This is a genomic window from Streptomyces sp. NBC_00620 (assembly GCF_026341825.1).
In the GTDB taxonomy this organism is placed as follows: Bacteria; Actinomycetota; Actinomycetes; order Streptomycetales; family Streptomycetaceae; genus Streptomyces.
In genome coordinates this window covers 1006446-1026268 of sequence record NZ_JAPENY010000002.1, presented here as the reverse complement: position 1 = coordinate 1026268, position 19823 = coordinate 1006446, and the positions used below count along the sequence as shown (strand labels likewise).

Sequence of the window (19823 nt, the reverse complement as noted above, 5' to 3'; positions counted from 1 at the left end):
CTGCGGCGCCGTCGTGGCTGGTCGCGCAGTTCCCCGCGCCCCTTCAGGGCGCTGCCGAACCGCAGCGGACTTCGCCCGACCTGCTTAGACCGCCCGCTGGTACGACCTGAACGTCCGGATCGACAGCCACACCGCCGCGACCGCCAGCGCGAGCAGCGCACCGCCCCGGCTGAGCACGTCTCCCCAGTCGGGGTCCGCGGAAAGCGCCGAACGGCCCGCCACCATCGCCCAGTTGAGCGGGTTGAAGTCGGCGATGTGCCGCATCCAGCCCGGCATCTGGGACGGTGCCATGAACGCCGTGGACAGGAACGTCAGCGGCAGCAGCAGGAACGTGTTGATGCCGATGATCGACTCACGCTCCTGGACCAGCATGCCCAGCGCGTTGGACAGCGCCCCGAAGATCGTGCCGAGCAGCACCGAGGCGACGATCAGGATGAGGACGCCACCGGTCCCGCCCGGATAATCCGCGCCGCCGAGCAGTCCGAGCAGCACGATGATGACCGACTGCAACGCGGTGACCAGGCCGTTGTTGACCACATTGCCGTTCATCAGGGCCGCCCGGCTGACGGGCGTGGTCAGGAACCTGTTGAGCGTGCCCCGCTGGATCTCGTCGAGCGTGGTCATGCCCGCCCACATGTTGGAGCTGAGCGCGCTCATCACGACCACGCCGGGGACGAGGTAGTCGAGATACGAGGTGGTGCCGAAGCCGCCCAGCTCGACGACCTTCTTGAAGAGGTTGCCGAACAGGAACAGCCAGACCACCGGCTGGATCAGCGTGATCAGCAGGAAGGCCGGCTGCCTTACGAACACCATGAGTTGACGCTGCGTCATGTACCAGGTCTGGGAGACGGCCGTGCTCATCGCGCACCTCCGGCGAGTGCGAGGTTCCCGGTGGAGTCGGCCGCTTCGGCCTCCGCCTCGGAGTAACGGCGGCCCGCGTAGCGGAGATAGACGTCGTCGAGCGAGGGCCGGGCCACGGTCGCGGCGGCGACGCCGACCCCGGCCCGCTCAAGTGCCCCGAGCAGGGCGGGCATCGCGGAGGCACCGTCGTCGGCGCGGACACTGATCCGGCGCCCGTCGAACAACGCCTCGTGCACGCCTCCCAGTTGGGTGAGGGCGCCGTTCAGCAGCGTACGACCGGCTTCGCCGATCGCTTCGCGCAGCTCCAAGTGAACGGCGTCCCCGCGGAGTTCACCCTTGAGGGCGTCCGGCGTGCCCTCGACGACCACTCGGCCCCGGTCGACGATCGCGATGCGCTCGGCGAGCCGGTCGGCCTCTTCGAGGTAGTGCGTGGTCAGCAGGATGGTCAGTCCCTCGTCCCCGGCGAGGCGGGCGATCTCGTCCCACATGGCCGTGCGTGCCTCGGGGTCCAGGCCGGTGGTCGGCTCGTCGAGGAAGAGCACCTCGGGGCGGTGAACCAGGCCGAGGGCGACATCGAGGCGGCGTCGCATGCCACCCGAGTAGCCCTTGACCGGGCGCTTCGCCGCGTCCGCGAGCTTGAAGCGGCCGAGCAGCTCGTCCACCCGGCGGCCCAGGTCGGCGCCTTTCAACCCGTAGAGCCTGCCTTGGAGTTGAAGGTTCTCCCGGCCGGTCGCCACCGGGTCCGCGCCGGAGCTCTGGGCGACCACGCCGATCGCACGGCGCACCCGGTCCGGGTGGCGCAGCACATCGTGGCCCGCGACGGTGGCGGTGCCCGAGTCGGGGCGGGCCAGGGTGGTGAGGATCTTGACGGTGGTGGACTTGCCGGCGCCGTTCGGGCCGAGCAGCCCGAAGACGGTGCCCGCCTCGACGGTCACGTCCATGCCGCGCAGGGCGGTGACGTCACCGGGATAGGTCTTGATCAGCTGACGCGCCTGCACTGCGGGCGCACGGGTATTCATGACGACTGCTCTCCTTGTGAGCGGACGACTGCACATCCGCAGGCAGCGGATGTGGACCGATCCGCGTGAAGAGCGCCGGGCTATCCTGGGTGTGCCGCACCTCGATCGCCTGGCCTGCCTCACCGCGGGTCCGGTTCGGGGTTCGAGACCCTGGCGGGGCTGCTCCAACAGCCCTGCCGGGGTCTGTTCATATCGGGTCACTCGTCGATGGGGCGGTCCTCCAAGTCCTGGAACTCCGACGGCATCTCCCCGGTCTCGTGGAAACTCCGCCAGGCCTGCACGCCGGGCAGGGCGCCCGCCTTGATCTCAGCGAGGAAGCCGCGGACCCACTCCGCCTGCGCCTCGACCATGTGCAGTTGGTACTCGGTCTCCACGAGGAAGATCCGGGGCAGCGACTCGTACAGCTTCTCCAGCGCTCCCCGGCCGCTCGCGGCCTGCACCTCGAGGGAGTTGAGCCGCTCTTCGAGCAGGCGCGTCACCTCGTCGGGGTGCAGCGCGCCCATCAGCGAGAGCGCGGTCTCGAAGATCGGGTACTCCCGCGCCGGGACGGCCATCAGGTCGGAGAGCCACTCGGTCATCTCCTGGCGCCCGGAGTCGGTGATGCCGTAGATCGTGCGCTCCGGGCGGTTGCCCTGTCGCTCCACGTCCGTGACCTCGACGAAGCCGTGCTTCTCCAGGTTCTGCACCACCGTGTAGAGCGATCCGTAGTTGATCTTCGTGCTGGTGTCCTTGCCCTGGCGGCGCAGCGTCTGGGCGATCTCGTACGGATGCATCGGCTTCTGCAGGAGGGTCGTCATCACGGCAAGCGCCAGCGGGTTGCTCAGCTTGCGCCGTTTCAGGGCCATGACGACCTCACCTCGTCTCCGAATATCCGTGGCCGAACATATCGCGTCTCCGGGTAGTCGTCAATAGACACGATGTATCGCGATTCGAAGCCGGGCGCAAGGGTGCTTGGGCGTTTCCGAGCCCGGCGCAAGGGCGTGAGGACTGCCGACTCAAGGGCGTGAGAACTTAGGCCCGCCCCAGACATGGCCACGTCACACGAGCGAAACAGGCCCTCCCTAATTTCTGTCACCCGACAGGAATTCCGCCCACCCTTCCGCGCCGAAGGCAGGTGCCACGTGACGACCACCGCCCCCTCCGACGTCCGCCCCGACCCTCCCGAGTCCCCCGGCGACGGCTCCCTCGCCGAGTTCGGCTACCGCCAGGAGCTGCACCGCAGCCTCGGCCGGTACGCCTCTTTCGCCGCCGGGTTCTCCTTCATCTCCGTACTGACGACCGTCTTCCAGTTCTTCGCCTTCGGGTACGCGTTCGGCGGCCCCGTCTTCTTCTGGACCTGGCCGGCCGTCCTCGTGGGCCAGTTGATGGTCGCCGCGTGCTTCGCGGAGCTGGCCGCGCGCTATCCGATCTCGGGCGCGATCTACCAGTGGTCCTCGCGGCTCTCGAACCTCTCCTTCGGCTGGTTCGCCGGCTGGATCATGGTGATCGGGCAGATCGTGGTGGTCGCGGCGGCGGCGCTCGCGCTGCAGATGGTGCTGCCGGCGATCTGGTCGGGCTTCCAGCTGGTGGGCAGCGATCCGACGCCCACCAGTGCCGACGGTGCGGCCAACGCGGCGGTCTTCGGCGTGATCCTGCTCGTCCTGACCACGCTGGTGAACGTCCTCGACAACCGGGTGATGTCCGTGATCAACCGGGTCGGTGTGACCGCCGAGATCATCGGCGCCGCCTTGATCATCGTGCTCCTGTTCACGCACTCCGAGCGCTCCCCCGGCATCACCTTCCACACCGCCGAGGGCAGCACCGGCCTCTTCGGGGCGCTGATGGTGGGCTCCTTCATGGCGGCGTACGTGATGATCGGCTTCGACAGCGCGGGCGAGATGAGCGAGGAGACCCGCGATCCACGCCGTACCGCACCCCGTACGATCCTCACCGCGCTCGGCGCGGCGGGCCTGCTCGGCGGTCTGATCGTCCTCGGCGGACTGCTCGCCGCCCCCAGCCTCACGGACGGACGACTCGGGATCGAGGGCCTGAGTTACGTGCTGACCAGCACCCTCGGCGACGGTGTCGGCCGCGCCCTGCTCGCCGACGTGGTGGTGGCCATCGCGGTGGCGACCCTGGCGATCCAGACGGCCGCCTCCCGGATGCTCTTCTCCATGGCCCGCGACGGCCGGCTCCCCTTCTCCGCCCGCCTCGCCAAGGTCAACCCGCGCACGGGTATGCCGAACGCCCCGGCCCTGGTCGTCGGCGTCCTCGCGGCAGCCGTCCTACTCCTCAACTTCGCCTCCCCGGAAGCCTTCCTGGCCATCGGCACCACCTGCATCGTGATGCTGTACCTGGCGTACGCGATGGTCACCGGGCCCCTGCTGGTGCGACGCCTGCGCGGACAGTTCCCCGGCCCGGACGGCGTCGACGAGGAGGGCCGCCCCCTCTTCTCCCTCGGCCGCTGGGGCATCCCGGTCAACGCGATCGCCCTCGTCTACGGCCTCTTCATGACCGTCAACCTCGCCTGGCCCCGCGCGGCGGTGTACGACCCGGCGGGCGGGCACTGGTACTTCCAGTGGTTCACGGTGTTGTTCTTGCTGGTGACGGTGGCACTGGGGTGCCTGTACCGGTGGCAGAGCGCACATCGAGGGCAGGTTGCCGAGGAAGAAGGGGCACCGCTGGAAGTGCCCGCAGAATCCAGCCGTTGAGGCTCCGCCGTCCGCGGCCACGACTGTTCTCCTGCACCGTTCCAGGCTGCGACCTGCGACTTCCGCCTCGTCTGGGGCACATCGAAGTGCGCCGGCGTCTCGCCGAACGGTGTGGGAGGACACCGCTCTGCGGGACATGACCGACCGAGGGCACGTTCGCGGGGCCCTCAGTCGATACAGAACTCGTTGCCCTCGATGTCCTGCATCGGGATGCACGAATCAGTGCCGTCATACAGTGTTCGCACGTGTACCGCCCCGAGCGGGACGAGTCGTGCGCACTCTGCCTCAAGTGCGGCGAGGCGCTCTTCACCCACGAGCCCGGTGCCGACCCGCACGTCAAGATGCAGCCGGTTCTTGGCGGCCTTCCCTTCGGGGACGCGTTGAAAGTACAGTCGCGGACCCACGCCTGAGGGGTCGACGCAGGCGAACCATGCGTCCTGCTGCTCAAGTGGCTGCGAGCGCTTGAAATCGTCCCAGGTGGCAAACCCCTCCGGTGGCGGCGGCACGACGTACCCCAACACCTCGCACCAGAAACGAGCGAGGCGCTCAGGCTCCGCGCAGTCAAAGGTGACCTGGAACTTCTTGATCGACATCATCGGGCCACCGTATTGGCGCGTACTGCTCAGCGAAACCCCAGGGTGTCTTCGCGCACGGGGCCCTGGCACAGTTGGGCAAAACGCCGTTAGCCAGGCGCTCCCTGCAGACACTCCGCTCGGACCTGGACCCCGTGCGGGGTCAGGGTCATACGGGGTTCGATGTGCGGCGGTTGCTCCTCGGCGCTCGAGAACCGCCATTGGGTCACGATCGAGGACAGGGCGAGTGTCGCCAAGGTCATCGCATAGTTGTCACCGATGCACTTGCGTGCACCTCCGCCGAACGGAATGAAAGCGCCGCGGACGTGTTGCTGCTCCGGAAGCCACCGGTCGGGATCGAAGACGTCGGGGCGCGGATTGAATCGTGCGTCGTGATGGATGAGGTACGGGCTGTAGATGAGGGTGGTTTCGGGAGGGATCACGACGTCCGCCAGCCGCGCTTCGGTGGCGGTCGTTCGAGTCAAGATCCATCCGGGCGGGTAGAGACGCAGAGTCTCGGTGATGACCCGGCGTGCCAGGTCGAGCCGGGGAAGATCATCCCAGGTGGCGGTGCGGGTGCCGAGAACCTCGGCTGTCTCGGTGCGCAATCGCTCCTGGACATCGGGGTATTGGCAGAGGAGATGCATGGCCCAGGTAAGAGCCACTGCGGTGGATTCGATGCCGGCGACGAGCAGGGTCATGATCTGAGCGTGGATCTCGGCGTCGCCGAGCGCTCCCCCTTCGTCGTCACGCGTTTTGAGGAGCATCGACAGCACATCGCCGTGGGTCTCGTCGTCCTGCCGGTACAAGCTGATGGTTTTGCTGACCTCGGCCCATGCTCGGCCGCGAGCCCGCTTGTAGCGCACGTTGGAGGGCAGCGGCAGACGGTTCACCGAAGGCGGGAGGACAGCCTGCTGGTAGATACCTCGGAAGATATCCGGCAGACATTCCTTGACGGTGTCTATGGCGGGTGCCGCGGATGGAGCCGTGAATAATGTTCGAGCGATGGTGTCACTCGCGAAGGTGTACATCTGCTCGGCTACGTCGACAGTCCGTCCGTCGCTCCAGTTGATGGTGAGCGTGTCGATTTGCTCGGTCATGATGGCCGCGTATTCACGCAGGCAAGCGCGAGAGAAGGCCGGCTGCAAGCTGCGCCGCTGGCGGCGATGAGCGCTGTGGGGGCACGAGGCAAGGCCGTTCCCCAGCGCGTTCCCGATCCGCTCGATGATGGGTCCGCCCTTGTCGTATATGCGGTCATGCAGGAGAACCTGCTGGACGAGCTCGGGCCGGCAGACCACGACGGCCTTCTGCGGTCCCAGCCGTATCTGCACCAAGTCGCCGTGGGCGGAGAGGGTTTTCAGGAAACGCAGTGGGTCACGGAGCAGGGGAATCAGATGCCCGACGATCGGCAGTGCCCCTGGAGCCTGTGTGATGCCTTCATGGTCCGTTGCCATGGCGTGTTGCCCCTTCTTGTCGATCCAGCCCGTATTCCTTGCTGATCACCCGCAACTGTGCCGGAGCGCATGATCCTGGCTCGGGAGCATCTCTTGCAGGTGGGCATGCTGCTGATCCGACTCGTCCGAGCCGGTGGGGATGGTGTAGCGGGTGGTGTTCCCGTACCAGTGCAGGCATCCGTTCGTCCACTGCCGCATTCCCGCAGTGACCTTCAGGATGTCTTCACGGGTGCGGGGCGGCACACCACGGCTCTTCAGGAAGGGCCAGAGCTGCCTTTCGGCGGCCAGGAAGTCGGCCACTCGTCCCTGAACCTTGGCAACGGCCGAGGCGATGGCTTCCTGCAGCGTGACTCCGTCGGCATGCTGCATGACGATGACAACGTTGTGGAAATCTCCACGCATGTCATCCAGGTGAATCGAATGCAGGTCGTTCTGCCAGGCGACCACATCGCTCGCAGCTTCGACGATCTCCCTGAACAAGCCCGTCTCGTAGATGCTTTCAGGCACCTCCCTGCGCTGGCTGAGTTCGACCAGATCGAAGCCGAACTCCATACCCACCGACAAGCGCCTGGTCCGGGTGAAACTTTCAATTCCAGGGGGAGTGCCGCGGAACCGGTTCTCGGATTCCTCGGTGAATCCCTGGAAGAACAGGTCCAGGTGCCGGTTCAGTCGTCGGTGGAGCGCCGGCGAGAGCCTTTCGCGAGTACGGATGGACAGATTGGTGAGCGCCTCGGTGAAAGGAGTCCGCTCCCGGGCGGGGGCAGGGTCCTTTCCGGTGTTGATGATGCCCATCAGGCGTCGGTGGACCGGAGCCCAGACTTCCGGATCGTCGTAGACCTTCAACGTGTGCAGGTCGTCCAGGATGAAGGTAAAGAAAAGCCATTCCGCGCAGAGGCAGAGATCGCGGAACGAGGCTTCCGGATAGGTCCAGGCAACAAATTGCCCGTAGCCTGCTTCCAGCCGATCTCGGCCACCCTGTGTCTCTTTCAGCCCCAGGCTCTCTCCGAGTGAGCGAACGTACTCCTCGATCCTCTGAGTGTACGGACTTACGGTCGGGGGGGTGGGCTCCGCATACGTCGGAATCATAGTGAGCACTAAGTCCTCCATTTCTATGGCACCGGAATTCGCGAAGCCGGGCGAGGCAGCGAGAAGCCGAGCAGTTGATGGATTATCGGTACTTCACGGTGTCGTCCGAGGACATCTCCGTCTGCGCTGTTGGCGTGCCCACTCACGGGCGTGCTCCAAGAGGGCCGGGGCAGCGGCGGCCACGGCGGGCGACGACGGGACGAGTGGCGCCACGGGCTCTCCCTTCCGCGGTGGCGCGAACAAGGCGCGCCGCCTTCGGCGGTTGCGGCTTCTATCACATCGCAGTTCGGTCCAGACCGGAAGTGGCCGCCGTTGATCCAGGCTTGAACGTGTTGCACTCACATTTGAACGGTCGCCCGATCAGGACGCGCACGCCCCCCACTGGGGTCGGGGTTTGAGCGGCGGCCGAGCTGAGCCGGAGACCCCAGGAGCCAAGGTCGGGACCGGCTCGTACCGCCGCTGTCAGTGCCCCCTCGTACGCTTGATCGTGATGAGACGACGTACTCCGCCCCCGCCCTCCCCCCTGCCGCAGCGCGACGGGGTCGATCCGGTGCGGGTGCGGCTGCCGCAGGGGGCCTCGTGGGCAACCGTGCGTGATCATCTGGTGGAGCGGCTCGCGGCCGGGGCGGGGGTGATCGACGGGATGCTGGACGCAGGGCTGATCGTGGACGCCGACGGGCGTGCCGTGCCGCGGGACATGACGTATGTGCCGGGCATGTTCGTGTGGTTCCACCGGGAGTTGCCGTACGAGGTGCCGGTGCCGTTCGCGCTGGACGTCCTGTACCGCGACGAGCACATCGTCGTCGCCGACAAGCCTCATTTCCTGGCCACGACACCGCGCGGCAGCCATGTCACGGAGACCGCGCTTGCGCGGCTGCGCCGGCAGCTGGGCCTTCCCACACTGGGCGCGGCCCACCGCCTGGACCGGCTCACCGCCGGGCTGGTCCTGTTCACCGTGCGCCCGGCGGAGCGCGGCGCGTACCAGTCGCTGTTCCGCGACCGGCTCATCACCAAGGAATACGAGGCCGTCGCCCCGTACGATCCGGCGCTCGCCCTGCCGCGCACCATGCGCAGCCGGATCGTGAAGGAGCGCGGGGTCATGGCGGCGCGCGAGGTCGAGGGCGAGCCCAATGCCGTCAGCGAGGTGGAGTTGCTGGAACAGCGGGACGACGGCCTGGCCCGCTACCGGCTGAGACCCCGCACCGGGCAGACACACCAACTGCGGGTGCACATGAACGCGTTGGGGGTGCCGATCCTCGGCGATCCCCTCTATCCCGTGGTGACCGGCCCCGTGGCGGACGGTGACTTCCGGCGCCCGCTCCAACTGCTGGCGCGGGTCCTGGAGTTCACCGATCCGGTCACGGGGCACGAGCACCGGTTCGCCAGCCCGCGCGTGCTGCAGGCCTGGTCGTCGTACGAGGAGTGGGCCGGGTAGCCCCAGCGTCCGGTCGGCTCAGTTGCCGCGCCACCAGCGCAGGATGCGCCGGAACACGCCCGGCCGACGGGCCGGTTCGGGCGTCGCCGCCGACGTCGGAGCGGCGGGCTCCGGAGCTGTGGACTGTGGCTGTGCCTGCGACTGCGGCTGTGGCGTGCTCACCTGCCAGTTGTTCGCGCGCTGCGGCGGCAGCGGGTTGATGGAGGGCCGCTGCATGACGTCCTGCTGGGGCTTCGGCGCGAACTTCACCGGCAGTTCCACCAGGTGCCGGTTCGAGATGGACGCCCGCCAGCGCAGCTCGTCCTCCTCGCACGCGAGTTGAACGTCCGGGAGGCGGGTCAGCAGCGCGTCGACGCCCACGTCGGCGATGGCGCGGCCGATGTCCTGCCCCGGGCACTCGTGGGGGCCGCCGCCGAAGGCGAGGTGGGAGCGGTTGCCCTGCATGTTGGCCTTGAGGTCGGGGCGGACACACGGGTCCACGTTGCCCGGCGCGATGCCGAAAATGAGGCCCTCGCCCTTGCGGATGCGCTGGCCGCCCAGCTCGGTCTCCTGCTTGGCGACGTAGGGGAGGATGGCGCTGAACGGCGGCTCGTCCCACAGGGACTGCTCGACCGCCTGGGGCACCGTCATCTGGCCGCCGTTGAGCCGGGCGCGGAACCCCGGGTCGGTGAGTACCACTCGCAGTACGTTGGCGAGCAGATTGGCGGTGGCCTCGTACGAGACGATCATGACGACGCGCAAGTGCTGGCCGACCTCCTCGTCGGTGAGCCTCGCCGGGTGGTTGATCAGGTGGCTGGTGAAGTCGTCCCTGGGTTCGGCCCGGCGGCGGACGGTGAGCCGCATCAGGACGTCCATGAGGTACGCGTTGCTGGCGATGGCGGTCTCGGTGCCCTTGAGCATGTCCCGGGCGGCCTGCACGATCCGGTCGTTGTACTCCTCCGGCATGCCGAGGATCTCGCACATCACCGCCATCGGCAGGTGCTCTGCGAACTGGCCGACCAGTTCGGCCCTGCCCTCCTCGCAGAACTTGTTGACGAGGTGCTGGGTCGCGCGGTTGATGTGGCGGCGGAGGCCCCGGTGGTCGATGGTCGTCATCGCGCCGGTGACCGCCCCGCGCAGTCGCAGGTGCTCGTCGCCCTCCGCGTGGCAGCAGATGGGCTGCCAGGCGACGATCGGCATGAGCGGGTGATCGGGCTTGATCGTGCCGTCCTGCAGGGCGGTCCACAACTGGGTGTCACGGGAGTACTGCGAGGGAGTGCGCACCATGTGCATGTTCTCGCCGTGACCGAGCACCACCCAGATCGGCACGTCCTCGTGGAGCAGGGCGGGAGCCACCACGCCGTGCTCGGCCCGGAGTTTCTCGTACACGGCTCCCAGATCCTCGGCGTCGGGGCCGTACAGCCGGCGCAGTCCGCCGGGACCGAGGCCGTGGGCGGGGCAGCCGGGCGGCGGACCGAGCGTGGTGTCGTCCGTACCGGTCTGGGAGTGGGATTCAGGCGTCACGGTGATCGCTCCGAAACTGAAGTGGATCCGGTGTCTTGGGAGTTGGCGTAGCTGCGTACTGATTCGACGCGTACGGGGGGCTCAGGTGCGTGTCATGGCCAGCGAGTGCAGGAAGCGCATCAGCGTCATCAGGACATCCCGGCTGGAGGCCCTGCGGCGCGCGTCGCACTTGATGATCGGGATGTCCTCGGAGAGGTCGAGCGCGGTCCGCAGTTCCTCGACCGGATAGCGGGGCGCGTCCGGGAAGTCGTTTATGGCGACGACGAACGGCACCCCGCGCTCCTCCAGGCGGCCGATCACGTCGAAGCTGACCTCCAGGCGGCGGGTGTCGATCAGGACGACCGCGCCGAGTGCTCCCTCGAAGAGGCCGTTCCAGAGGAACCAGAAGCGTTCCTGGCCCGGTGTGCCGAAGAGGTAGAGCACCAGCTGTTCGGTGATCGAGATCCTGCCGAAGTCCATGGCGACGGTGGTGGCCGTCTTGGTCTCGGAGCCGTAGTTGTCGTCGACTCCGATCCCGGCCTGCGTCATGGTCTCCTCCGTGGTCAGCGGCTTGATCTCGCTGACGGAGCCCACCATGGTCGTCTTGCCGACTCCGAAGCCCCCGACGATGACGATCTTCACGGCTGCCTGGATCGTGTGCGGCAGATGGTCCTCGGCGCGAGGGCCCGTGATGGTGTCAGAGCTTTTGAAGTCCATGCATCACCGCTTCGAGGAGGGAACGTTCAGGGAGCGCCGAGCGGACGATCGGGGCGCGCGCCTGCACCAGTTCGGCCGCCAGCAGCTCGGTGAGCAGCACGGTCACCACGCTGACCGGCAGACTGAGATAGGCCGAGATCTCGGCCACGGACAGTGGAGCCGTACAGAGCCGGACCAGCGCCGACTTCTCCGGCTGGGCGTTGGACGGCGGCGCCTCGGCGCGCGCCACGATTAACGTGACCAGGTCGAGGGCGGCCCGGTCGCCGCCCTCGGCCCCGCCTGTGAGCAGATACAGGCGCTCGGGGTTCTTCCGGTCCTGGCCGTCTTTCGGAGATCCCTCGTTCGAGGGTCCCTCTTGGGAGGGGTCCTCGTTGAGAAGTCCCTCGATTCCCTCGATGGGGGGTCCCGCGGGTTCTTCCTTGGGGTAGCGCCGTCGGCGTTGCGGAGAAGTCATACGGTCTGCCCGTTGCGCCGCGGCGGACTCGTGAGATGGGCTCCGATCCGGACGACGAGGTCGCGCATGCGGTTGCTCATCAGTCCGGGCTCCGCGGTCTGGTTGGCGAGGACCGCGAGATAGGCGTTGGGTCCCGCCGACATCAGGTAGAAGTAGCCGCCGTTGATCTCGATGATGACCATGCGCATCCGGCCGTCGCTGTTGGGGATCTCGCTGGCGACGGCTCCGGCCAGGCTCTGCAGGCCCGCGCAGGCGGCGGCGACTCGGTCGGCGGCGTCCGGGTCGCCGCCGTACCGCGCGATGCGCAGCCCGTCGGCGGAGAGCACCACGATCTGCTGGACGCCGGGTACCCCGTCGGCGAGTTCCTTGAGCATCCAGTCGAAGTTGGCTCGCTGCTGGATCACTTGGGGTCCCCTTCGTCGTCGGCCTCGACAGGGGCCGGCTTGATCGTCGTGCCGGTTGCGGCGGCCGGGTCCGGGTCGCCCTTGAGCCCTTCCATGAACGCCTCGACCCACAGGCCGGGTTCGGGCTCCTTCTCCTCCGGGACGGGTGCCGCCCACGAGGGCGTGGCGGCGGCCGCCGCAGCGGCGCGCTCGGCCGCCTCGGCATCCGCGCGGGCATCGGCGGCCCGCTGGTGGAAGGAGACCTTGACGCGGCTGCGGCGCTGCGGCAGGCCGTTGGCCGTCCACTCGGTGACCTGGGGGACGTCGTCCTCCTGGGAGTCACCGTTGGGAGTGGTGAGCCGGGGGCCGGTGGTCGGGCGGCGCTTCTTGGGCTTGCGGTTGGGGCCCTCGACCCCGCCCGTGTCCATGGTCGGGACGGAGGCGATGCCGACGCCGTGCGCGAGACCGGGGGCGTCGTCGGTGGTGAGCATGTCCCGGGGCGCGACGAGGACGGCGCGGACACCGCCGTACGCGGACTGCCTGAGCGAGACCTGCATGTTGTACATCTTCGAGAGCCGGCCGACGACGGCCATGCCGAGCCGCGGGTTCGCGCCGAGGGCGTCGAAGTCGACACCGAGGGCGGCCTGCCGGAGCAGATCCTCGGCCTTTCCGCGGGCCTCGTCGCTCAGGCTGACGCCGCCGTCCTCGATCTCGATGGCGATGCCGGTCTGCACCTCGATGGCGGTGACGTGCACCCTGGTGTGCGGCGGCGAGTAGCGCGTGGCGTTGTCGAGGAGTTCGGCGACGGCGTGGATGATCGGTTCGACGGACACGCCGTTGACGGCGACCTCGACGACGTTGTGCAGCTCGATGCGGCGGTACTCCAGGATGCGCGACATCGCGCCGCGCAACACGCTGAACAGCGGTACGGGCTCGGGCCACTGACGTCCGGGACGGCCACCGCCGAGCACCGCGATGGAGTCGGCGAGGCGGCCGATCAGCGCGGTGCCGTGGTCGATGCGCAGCAGGTCGTCGAAGACCTCGGGGTTGCGCCCGTGGTCCTCCTCCATCTCGCGCAGTTCCTTGTTCTGCTGGTGGACGATCGCCTGGACACGGCGGGCGATGTTGACGAAGGCTCGCTGCGCGGAGTCGCGCATCGATTCCTCGCGGTCGATGTTGTTGAGCACGGTCTCCAGCAAGTCGCGCTGCGGCTCGGGGAGTTCGCCGAGATCCGGATCGGTCTCGCCGAGGGTGCGGATCACCTCCGAGGGGGATGCGCCGGCGTGCAGTCGGTCGAGCCCTACGGGCAGGACCTTGCGGGAGAAGTGCCGGATCTCCTGATCGTGGGCGGCGATGCGCTGTTCCAGATATGCGGTGCGGTGCACCAGATCGGCGCGCAGATCGCGGGCGACGCGGCCACGCCGTACGGCTTCGGCGCCGATCACGATGACCAGGAGCGTCGCGATGGCTCCGCACCAGCCGACGGCGGCCCGGGCCGGGTCCGTCACCATGGCGACGGCGGCTCCGGTCGCCGCGGCCATCACTATGGCCGGCAGCAACAGCACGCGCGCGTAGGGAAGTTCACGGCCACCGGGAGGCGATTGAACACTCACCATGTATGCCCTCTGAGACAAGTCGACTGGGGGATCGGGGAAGTTTGTGGGGGAAACGGCATGGTTCAAACTGAATCTTCGGAACTTTTGGGAACAAGCGCACGAATACATCTCAACTCGGTGCGCTGCGGGCGAGCTTAGTCCGACCGGATCAACGCCGTGTCATATTCAGCAAGCACCTGAAATCGCCCACGCGACAGGAGTACCCTCGGCTCCATTTGTACGCTGAGGCTTCATTCGCACACGGTGCGTGACGGCGTACGGGCATGCGAAAACCGTCCCGAGCGGGCCCGTTGGTCAGATACCGGCGATGCGCAGCGCCGCGTCCGCGGTGGCCTCGGCGAACGCGGACACCGGCCGTTCCGGATCGGAGCGGTGCACGAGGATCACACCCTCGATGAGGCCGAACAGCAGATCCGTCCGCAGATCCAGCTCACTCTTGGCGAGCGCGCCCCCCGCGGCCGTCGCGGCGAGCAACTGCCGGTAGGTGTCCTTCAGTTCGGCCCGTACGGCATGGAAGCCTGCGAAGCCCTCGGCGCGCACCTCGGGCAGCAGATAGAGACCGCCCAGGTTGTGCGGGCCGCCGCAGAGCAGCTCGACGTCCGTGCGGCACAGCTCCCACAGCCGGTCCTCGGCCGGGGTCGCGTCGTCGGCGAGGAGTTCCCGGGCGAGGGTGAGCGAGGGCGTGACCGTGGACTCCAGGAGCTCGGCGAGCAGCTCCTCCTTGCCGGAGACGTAGTGGTACATCGACGCCTGCCGCATGCCCGCCCGCTCGGCGACGGCCCGGGTGGTCGTGGCGGCGTATCCACGGGTCGTGAACAAGTCGGCGGCGGCGTCGAGCAGTTCGTCGCGCGGCGACAGACCACTGTCCGGCCGCTGAGCCGCACGCGGCCGGCCGACCCGTCGTCCACCACCGGTTCCCATGTGTTCGATCCTCGCACACCGGGTCACGCGGCGATCACCGTGAGGGATCGGTAACCGGACGGCAACGCACGAGACACGGCGTCGACCCGCTCCGCTCCTAATTTCTGTCGAGCGACAGAAATGGTGAGCGACGGAAACAACGTCGCTCGACCGAAACCCCGGAGCCGGAGGACCCGCGATGGCGACAGCAACCCCATACGGAGCACGCGCCCACGCCCGCTCCCAGGACGGGACCCGTGCCGAGGCCATGCCCGTCGTCCCGGCCAGCGGCTGGCCCGCGCCGCCCTGCGAGGCCGGCCACCTGGTGTGGGCGGAGACCGTGGCCGGCGGCAACTACACGCACAGAGTGCTGGCCCGCGGCACCGAACTGCGCCTCACCGACCTGACCGGCGACGCCTGCGCGCATCTGCTCCTGCACGCCGCCGAGCGCCCGTGGGAGCGCCTGAATGTGGCGGACACGGTCAAGGTCCAGTGGAACGCGTACCTGGGCGAGGGTCAGCTCCTCCTGTCCGACCAGGGCCGCGTGCTCGCCTCGCTGATCGCCGACACCTCCGGGCGGCACGACGCGCTGTGCGGCACCTCCACGCTCGTACGCAATACCGCGCGGTACGGGGACGGGACGCCGCAGTCCGCGTCCCCGGCCGGGCGTGAGCTCTTCAAGCTGGCCGCGGCCAAGAACGGACTCGAACCGCGCGATCTGCCGCCCTCGCTCTCCTTCTTCCAGGGCGTGGCGGTACGCGACGACGGCTCCCTCGACTTCACCGGCTCGGCCGGTCCGGGCGGCAGCGTGACCCTGCGCGCCGAGCAGGACGTCACCGTGCTGATCGCGAACGTGCCGCATCCGGCCGATCCCCGTCCGGAGTACGTCAGTTCCCCGCTGGAGGTGCTCGCCTGGCGCTCGGAGGCGACCAAGGCGGGCGATCCGCTGTGGGAAGCCACGCCCGAGGGCCGTCGCGCCTTCCTGAACACCGCCGAATTCCTTGCCGCGAGGGGGCTCATATGAAGACCGTGGAAGTACCGGCCCGCGCCGCCTGGTCCGCCGTCGTGCCCGAAGGCGGCACGCTCACCATCACCGACCTGCACGGCAACCAGGCCGTCGACTTCCTGGTGTACGACGCCCACGACACGGCTGTCCGGTACAGCGCGCCGGACACGATCCACGCGCAGGGCAACCTCTTCCTCACCACCGGCAGTGTGCTGATGTCCAACGAGCACACGCCGCTGATGACGGTCGTCGAGGACGAGGTCGGCAGGCACGACACGGTCGGCGGCGCCTGCTCCAAGGAGTCGAACACGCTCCGGTACGGGCATCACACCTGGTCGCAGCACGCATGCGTGGACAACTTCCTCGCGGAGGGAGCCAAGTACGGGCTGGGCAAGCGGGATCTGGTCTCGAACATCAACTGGTACATGAACGTGCCGGTCGAGAAGGACGGCACCCTCGGCATCGTCGACGGCATCTCGGCCCCGGGGCTGAAGCTGACCTTGCGCGCCGAGCGCGACGTACTCGTACTCGTCTCCAACTGCCCCCAGATCAACAACCCTTGCAACGGCTTCGAGCCGACCGCGGTCCAGATGACCCTTGGGGCTCCGGAATGAGCTTCGACACGCTGCTCGTCGCCAACCGGGGCGAGATCGCGGTCCGGATCATCCGGACGGCCCGCGAACTCGGCCTGCGTACGGTGGCGGTGTACTCCGACCCGGACCGCTCGGCACCGCACGTACGGCTGGCCGACGAGGCGGTACGGCTCGGACCCGCGCCCGCCAAGGAGTCGTACCTCGACGCCGACCTCGTCCTCAAGGCGGCGAAGGAGACCGGCGCCGGGGCGATCCACCCCGGGTACGGCTTCCTCTCCGAGGACGCGGACTTCGCGCGGCGCTGCGAGGAGGCGGGGATCGTGTTCGTGGGGCCGACGCCGGAGCAGCTGGAGCTGTTCGGGGCGAAGCACACGGCGCGGGCGGCGGCTCAGGCGGCCGGAGTGCCCCTGGCACCGGGCACAGGACTGCTCTCCGACCTCGCTGAAGCCCTGCTCGAAGCCGACCGCATCGGCTATCCCGTGATGCTCAAGGCCACCGGCGGTGGCGGTGGCATCGGTATGTCGGCATGTCGCTCAGCCGATGAACTGACCGAGGCCTGGGAGAGCGTGCAGCGCGTCGCCGCTGCCTCATTCTCCTCGGCCGGGGTCTTCCTGGAACGGCTGGTGGAGCGGGCCCGCCATGTGGAGGTACAGGTCTTCGGCGACGGCCGGGGCCGCGTGGTCACCTTCGGCGACCGCGACTGCTCGCTCCAGCGTCGCAATCAGAAGGTGCTGGAAGAGGCTCCCGCGCCCGGGCTCCCCTCCCCCGTACGCGAGCAACTCGCGTCGGCGGCACGCGACTTGTGCGCGTCGGTCGGCTACCGCTCGGCCGGAACCGTCGAGTTCGTGTACGACGCCGCCCGCCAGGAGGCGTACTTCCTGGAGGTCAACACCCGTCTCCAGGTGGAGCATCCGGTCACCGAGGAGATCTACGGAGTCGACCTCGTCGCCTGGATGCTGCGGCTGGCTCGCGGCGAGTCCGATGTCGTACGGGACCCGGGGGCGCCCCGCGGTCATGCCGTCGAGGCACGGGTTTACGCCGAGGATCCCTCGCGCGAACACCGGCCCAGCGCAGGCCTGTTGACGCGCGTCGAGTTCCCCGGCGGGGTCCGGGTCGACGGCTGGGTGGAGACGGGGACGGAGGTCACGACCTCGTACGACCCCATGCTCGCGAAGGTCATCGCCTACGGCTCGGACCGCGCCCATGCGCTGGAACGGCTCGACGAGGCGCTGGCCAGGACCCGCGTCGACGGTATCGAGACGAACCTCGGGCTGGTGCGCGCGGCACTGTCGGACAGCTCCTTCCGGGCCGCGACGCATTCGACGGCGACACTCGCCGCCGTCTCCGATCCGACACCGCGCGTCGAGGTCGTCTCGGGCGGCACGCTCACCACCGTCCAGGACTGGCCCGGCCGCACCGGCTACTGGCAGGTCGGGGTGCCGCCGTGCGGCCCGATGGACGACCTGTCCTTCCGGCTCGGCAACCGGGCCCTCGGCAACCACGAAGGGGCACCCGGTCTGGAGTGCACCCTTCAGGGACCGGCCCTGCGCTTCACGCACGCCACGACCGTCTGCGTGACGGGTGCTCCGGCGGCGGTCACCGTGGACGGCACGGCGGCCGCGCAGTGGGAGCCGGTCACGGTGCCGGCGGGGTCCGTCCTGGAGGTCGGCGCTCCCACCCAGCACGGCCTGCGCACGTACGTGCTCTTCGCGGGCGGCGGCCTGGACGTGCCCGCGTTCCTGGGCAGCGCGTCCACCTTCACCCTTGGCCGGTTCGGCGGGCACGGTGGCCGGACGCTGCGGACGGGAGATGTGCTGCACGGGGGCGCGGTGGTCCCGGGCACCGCGGTGGCAGCTGCCGACCGACCGGTCTTCGGGGCGCGCTGGCACATCGGCGCGCTCGAAGGCCCGCATGCCGCACCGGAGTTCTTCACCGAGGAGGACATCCACGAGTTCTACGCCGCCGACTGGAAGGTCCACTTCAACTCGGCGCGCACGGGCGTACGGCTGGTCGGTCCCAAGCCCCGCTGGGCTCGCAAGGACGGCGGCGAGGCGGGGCTGCACCCGTCCAACATCCACGACACGCCCTACTCGGTGGGTGCCGTCGACTACACCGGCGACATGCCGGTGCTGCTCGGCCCGGACGGTCCCTCGCTCGGCGGCTTCGTCTGCCCCGCGACGGTCGTCAGCTCGGAGCGCTGGAAGCTCGGGCAGCTGCGCCCCGGTGACACGGTCCGCTTCACGCCGGTCGCCGACGACGGCTCGCCGCGGGCCGCGATCGTCGACAGCGGCGTACTCGCCCGGGACGGCGACGTGACGTACCGGCGCAGCGGCGACGACAACCTGCTGGTCGAATTCGGTCCCATGCAGCTGGACCTGGCCCTGCGCATGCGGGTGCACGCGCTGATGGAGGCGGTGGCGGGCGCCGCACTGGACGGGGTCACGGACCTCACCCCGGGCATCCGTTCCCTGCAGATCCAGACGGATCCGCGGCGGCTCCCGCAGCGCGAACTCCTCGCGGCCGTACGGCAGATCGTGGCGACGCTCCCACCGAGCGACCAACTCGTCGTCCCCTCCCGCACCGTCCACCTCCCCCTCTCCTGGGACGACCCGGCCACCCGTGAGGCGATCGCCCGCTACATGGCGGGCGTCCGCGACGACGCGCCCTGGTGCCCCTGGAACATCGAGTTCATCCGCCGCGTCAACGGCCTCGACTCGGTGGACGACGTGTACCGGACGGTCTTCGACGCGGAGTACCTCGTACTGGGCCTCGGCGACGTCTACTTGGGCGCGCCGGTGGCGACACCGCTGGACCCGCGCCACCGCCTGGTCACCACCAAGTACAACCCGGCGCGCACCTGGACCGCCGAGAACTCGGTCGGCATCGGCGGCGCCTACCTCTGCATCTACGGCATGGAGGGTCCAGGCGGCTACCAGTTCGTCGGCCGTACGACCCAGGTGTGGTCGCCCTGGCAGCAACGCGGCGCGTTCGAGCCGGGCTCGCCCTGGCTGCTGCGCTTCTTCGACCGCGTCAAGTGGTACCCCGTCGAACCCGACGAACTCCTCGACCTGCGCGCCGACATCATCTCCGGCCGCTTCGTCCCCCGGATCGAGGAGGGCGAGTTCTCCCTCGCCGGGTACGAGTCCTTCCTCGCCGAGAACGCCGGCTCCATCGCGGAGTTCCGGGTCCGGCAGGGCGGCGCGTTCTCCGCGGAGCGGGACGCGTGGGAAGCAGCGGGCGAGTTCACCCGGGCGGAGTCCGTGTCGGCCCCCGCGGCTCCCCCCGCCGAGGTGACCGTCCCCGAGGGCGGCCGCCTGATAGAGGCCGAATTCGCCGCCTCGGTCTGGCAGCTGAACGTCCGCCCCGGCGACAAGGTGACCCGGGGCCAGCCCCTCCTGGCCCTGGAGGCCATGAAGATGGAGTCCAGGGTCCCCGCCCCGATGAACGGCGTGGTGACCGAGATTCTCGCAAAACCGGGGGACCAGGTGGAGGCGGGGACAGCACTGATAGTGCTGGCGCCGGTGACCTGACGTCCCCATGGCGCGGTGTGTGGGC

The 19823-nt window shown here is 68.8% G+C and carries 17 protein-coding genes; 5 read left to right on the top strand and 12 right to left on the bottom strand.

From position 1 onward, the window contains the following. Positions 1 to 84: 84 nt before the first annotated feature. The 3 genes from OG246_RS23780 to OG246_RS23770 all read right to left on the bottom strand — a co-directional run bounded on the left by OG246_RS23780 (position 85) and on the right by OG246_RS23770 (position 2725). On the bottom strand, positions 85 to 861 hold the full coding sequence (locus tag OG246_RS23780; RefSeq protein WP_266467121.1) for an ABC transporter permease: 777 nt from the start codon (positions 859 to 861) through the stop codon (positions 85 to 87). After that, positions 858 to 1880 carry an ATP-binding cassette domain-containing protein gene (locus OG246_RS23775; RefSeq protein WP_266467119.1) on the bottom strand — a complete coding sequence of 341 codons (1023 nt, stop codon included), beginning with the start codon at positions 1878 to 1880 and terminating at the stop codon, positions 858 to 860. The genes OG246_RS23780 and OG246_RS23775 overlap by 4 nt, the downstream gene beginning before the upstream one ends. 197 nt (positions 1881 to 2077) lie before the next feature. Next, a complete protein-coding gene (locus tag OG246_RS23770) occupies positions 2078 to 2725 on the bottom strand; it encodes a PadR family transcriptional regulator (protein ID WP_266467117.1) in 648 nt (215 codons plus the stop codon). Between the two features lie 276 nt (positions 2726 to 3001). Between OG246_RS23770 and OG246_RS23765 the strand changes: the two genes are divergently transcribed. After that, a complete protein-coding gene (locus OG246_RS23765) occupies positions 3002 to 4570 on the top strand; it encodes an amino acid permease (protein ID WP_266467115.1) in 1569 nt (522 codons plus the stop codon). Positions 4571 to 4737: 167 nt separating this feature from the next. Here OG246_RS23765 and OG246_RS23760 read toward each other — a convergent pair whose 3' ends face one another. The 3 genes from OG246_RS23760 to OG246_RS23750 form a co-directional block, all read right to left on the bottom strand. Beyond that, on the bottom strand, positions 4738 to 5166 hold the full coding sequence (locus OG246_RS23760; RefSeq protein WP_266467112.1) for a VOC family protein: 429 nt from the start codon (positions 5164 to 5166) through the stop codon (positions 4738 to 4740). Between the two features lie 86 nt (positions 5167 to 5252). Further along, positions 5253 to 6596 (bottom strand): cytochrome P450, encoded by a 1344-nt coding sequence (locus OG246_RS23755; RefSeq protein ID WP_266467110.1) that lies wholly within the window; start codon positions 6594 to 6596, stop codon positions 5253 to 5255. A 45-nt stretch (positions 6597 to 6641) separates the two neighbouring features. Continuing rightward, positions 6642 to 7682 (bottom strand): hypothetical protein, encoded by a 1041-nt coding sequence (locus OG246_RS23750; protein WP_266470842.1) that lies wholly within the window; start codon positions 7680 to 7682, stop codon positions 6642 to 6644. 490 nt (positions 7683 to 8172) lie between these two features. On the opposite strand from OG246_RS23750, the gene OG246_RS23745 reads away from it, so the two are divergent. Further along, positions 8173 to 9117 carry an RluA family pseudouridine synthase gene (locus OG246_RS23745; protein ID WP_266467108.1) on the top strand — a complete coding sequence of 315 codons (945 nt, stop codon included), beginning with the start codon at positions 8173 to 8175 and terminating at the stop codon, positions 9115 to 9117. Positions 9118 to 9135: 18 nt separating this feature from the next. Here the strand turns inward: OG246_RS23745 and OG246_RS23740 are convergent, their stop codons facing one another. From OG246_RS23740 to OG246_RS23715, 6 genes are all read right to left on the bottom strand, one after another. Then, entirely contained in the window at positions 9136 to 10620 is a 1485-nt protein-coding gene (locus OG246_RS23740; RefSeq protein ID WP_266467107.1) for a cytochrome P450, read from the bottom strand. A gap of 81 nt (positions 10621 to 10701) precedes the next feature. Then, positions 10702 to 11316 carry an ATP/GTP-binding protein gene (locus tag OG246_RS23735; protein ID WP_266467105.1) on the bottom strand — a complete coding sequence of 205 codons (615 nt, stop codon included), beginning with the start codon at positions 11314 to 11316 and terminating at the stop codon, positions 10702 to 10704. Further along, positions 11297 to 11770 (bottom strand): DUF742 domain-containing protein, encoded by a 474-nt coding sequence (locus OG246_RS23730; RefSeq protein ID WP_266467103.1) that lies wholly within the window; start codon positions 11768 to 11770, stop codon positions 11297 to 11299. The genes OG246_RS23735 and OG246_RS23730 overlap by 20 nt, the downstream gene beginning before the upstream one ends. Then, on the bottom strand, positions 11767 to 12174 hold the full coding sequence (locus OG246_RS23725) for a roadblock/LC7 domain-containing protein (RefSeq protein WP_266467101.1): 408 nt from the start codon (positions 12172 to 12174) through the stop codon (positions 11767 to 11769). The genes OG246_RS23730 and OG246_RS23725 overlap by 4 nt, the downstream gene beginning before the upstream one ends. Next, entirely contained in the window at positions 12171 to 13769 is a 1599-nt protein-coding gene (locus OG246_RS23720) for an ATP-binding protein (RefSeq protein WP_266467099.1), read from the bottom strand. The genes OG246_RS23725 and OG246_RS23720 overlap by 4 nt, the downstream gene beginning before the upstream one ends. A gap of 294 nt (positions 13770 to 14063) precedes the next feature. After that, complete coding sequence (locus tag OG246_RS23715; protein WP_266467097.1) at positions 14064 to 14690, bottom strand: TetR/AcrR family transcriptional regulator; 627 nt, start codon at positions 14688 to 14690, stop codon at positions 14064 to 14066. A 178-nt stretch (positions 14691 to 14868) separates the two neighbouring features. On the opposite strand from OG246_RS23715, the gene OG246_RS23710 reads away from it, so the two are divergent. Genes OG246_RS23710 through OG246_RS23700 form a run of 3 tightly spaced genes read left to right on the top strand, consistent with a single transcriptional unit; the run spans position 14869 to position 19798 of the window. Beyond that, a complete protein-coding gene (locus tag OG246_RS23710) occupies positions 14869 to 15693 on the top strand; it encodes an urea amidolyase associated protein UAAP1 (protein WP_266467094.1) in 825 nt (274 codons plus the stop codon). Further along, positions 15690 to 16289: an urea amidolyase associated protein UAAP2 gene (locus OG246_RS23705; RefSeq protein WP_266467091.1), complete on the top strand. Its 600-nt coding sequence runs from the start codon at positions 15690 to 15692 to the stop codon at positions 16287 to 16289. Before OG246_RS23710 ends, OG246_RS23705 begins: the two co-directional genes overlap by 4 nt. Further along, positions 16286 to 19798 (top strand): 5-oxoprolinase/urea amidolyase family protein, encoded by a 3513-nt coding sequence (locus OG246_RS23700; protein WP_266467088.1) that lies wholly within the window; start codon positions 16286 to 16288, stop codon positions 19796 to 19798. The genes OG246_RS23705 and OG246_RS23700 overlap by 4 nt, the downstream gene beginning before the upstream one ends. The last annotated feature ends 25 nt before the right edge of the window (positions 19799 to 19823 follow it).

Coding starts and splice junctions, on each gene's coding strand:
- OG246_RS23775 (WP_266467119.1), bottom strand. CDS start 1,880: ATGAATACCCGTGCGCCCGCAGTGCAGGCGCGTCAGCTGATCAAGACC.
- OG246_RS23730 (WP_266467103.1), bottom strand. CDS start 11,770: ATGACTTCTCCGCAACGCCGACGGCGCTACCCCAAGGAAGAACCCGCG.
- OG246_RS23760 (WP_266467112.1), bottom strand. CDS start 5,166: ATGATGTCGATCAAGAAGTTCCAGGTCACCTTTGACTGCGCGGAGCCT.
- OG246_RS23710 (WP_266467094.1), top strand. CDS start 14,869: ATGGCGACAGCAACCCCATACGGAGCACGCGCCCACGCCCGCTCCCAG.
- OG246_RS23705 (WP_266467091.1), top strand. CDS start 15,690: ATGAAGACCGTGGAAGTACCGGCCCGCGCCGCCTGGTCCGCCGTCGTG.
- OG246_RS23780 (WP_266467121.1), bottom strand. CDS start 861: ATGAGCACGGCCGTCTCCCAGACCTGGTACATGACGCAGCGTCAACTC.
- OG246_RS23755 (WP_266467110.1), bottom strand. CDS start 6,596: ATGGCAACGGACCATGAAGGCATCACACAGGCTCCAGGGGCACTGCCG.
- OG246_RS23720 (WP_266467099.1), bottom strand. CDS start 13,769: ATGGTGAGTGTTCAATCGCCTCCCGGTGGCCGTGAACTTCCCTACGCG.
- OG246_RS23745 (WP_266467108.1), top strand. CDS start 8,173: ATGAGACGACGTACTCCGCCCCCGCCCTCCCCCCTGCCGCAGCGCGAC.
- OG246_RS23770 (WP_266467117.1), bottom strand. CDS start 2,725: ATGGCCCTGAAACGGCGCAAGCTGAGCAACCCGCTGGCGCTTGCCGTG.
- OG246_RS23700 (WP_266467088.1), top strand. CDS start 16,286: ATGAGCTTCGACACGCTGCTCGTCGCCAACCGGGGCGAGATCGCGGTC.
- OG246_RS23735 (WP_266467105.1), bottom strand. CDS start 11,316: ATGGACTTCAAAAGCTCTGACACCATCACGGGCCCTCGCGCCGAGGAC.
- OG246_RS23750 (WP_266470842.1), bottom strand. CDS start 7,682: ATGATTCCGACGTATGCGGAGCCCACCCCCCCGACCGTAAGTCCGTAC.
- OG246_RS23715 (WP_266467097.1), bottom strand. CDS start 14,690: ATGGGAACCGGTGGTGGACGACGGGTCGGCCGGCCGCGTGCGGCTCAG.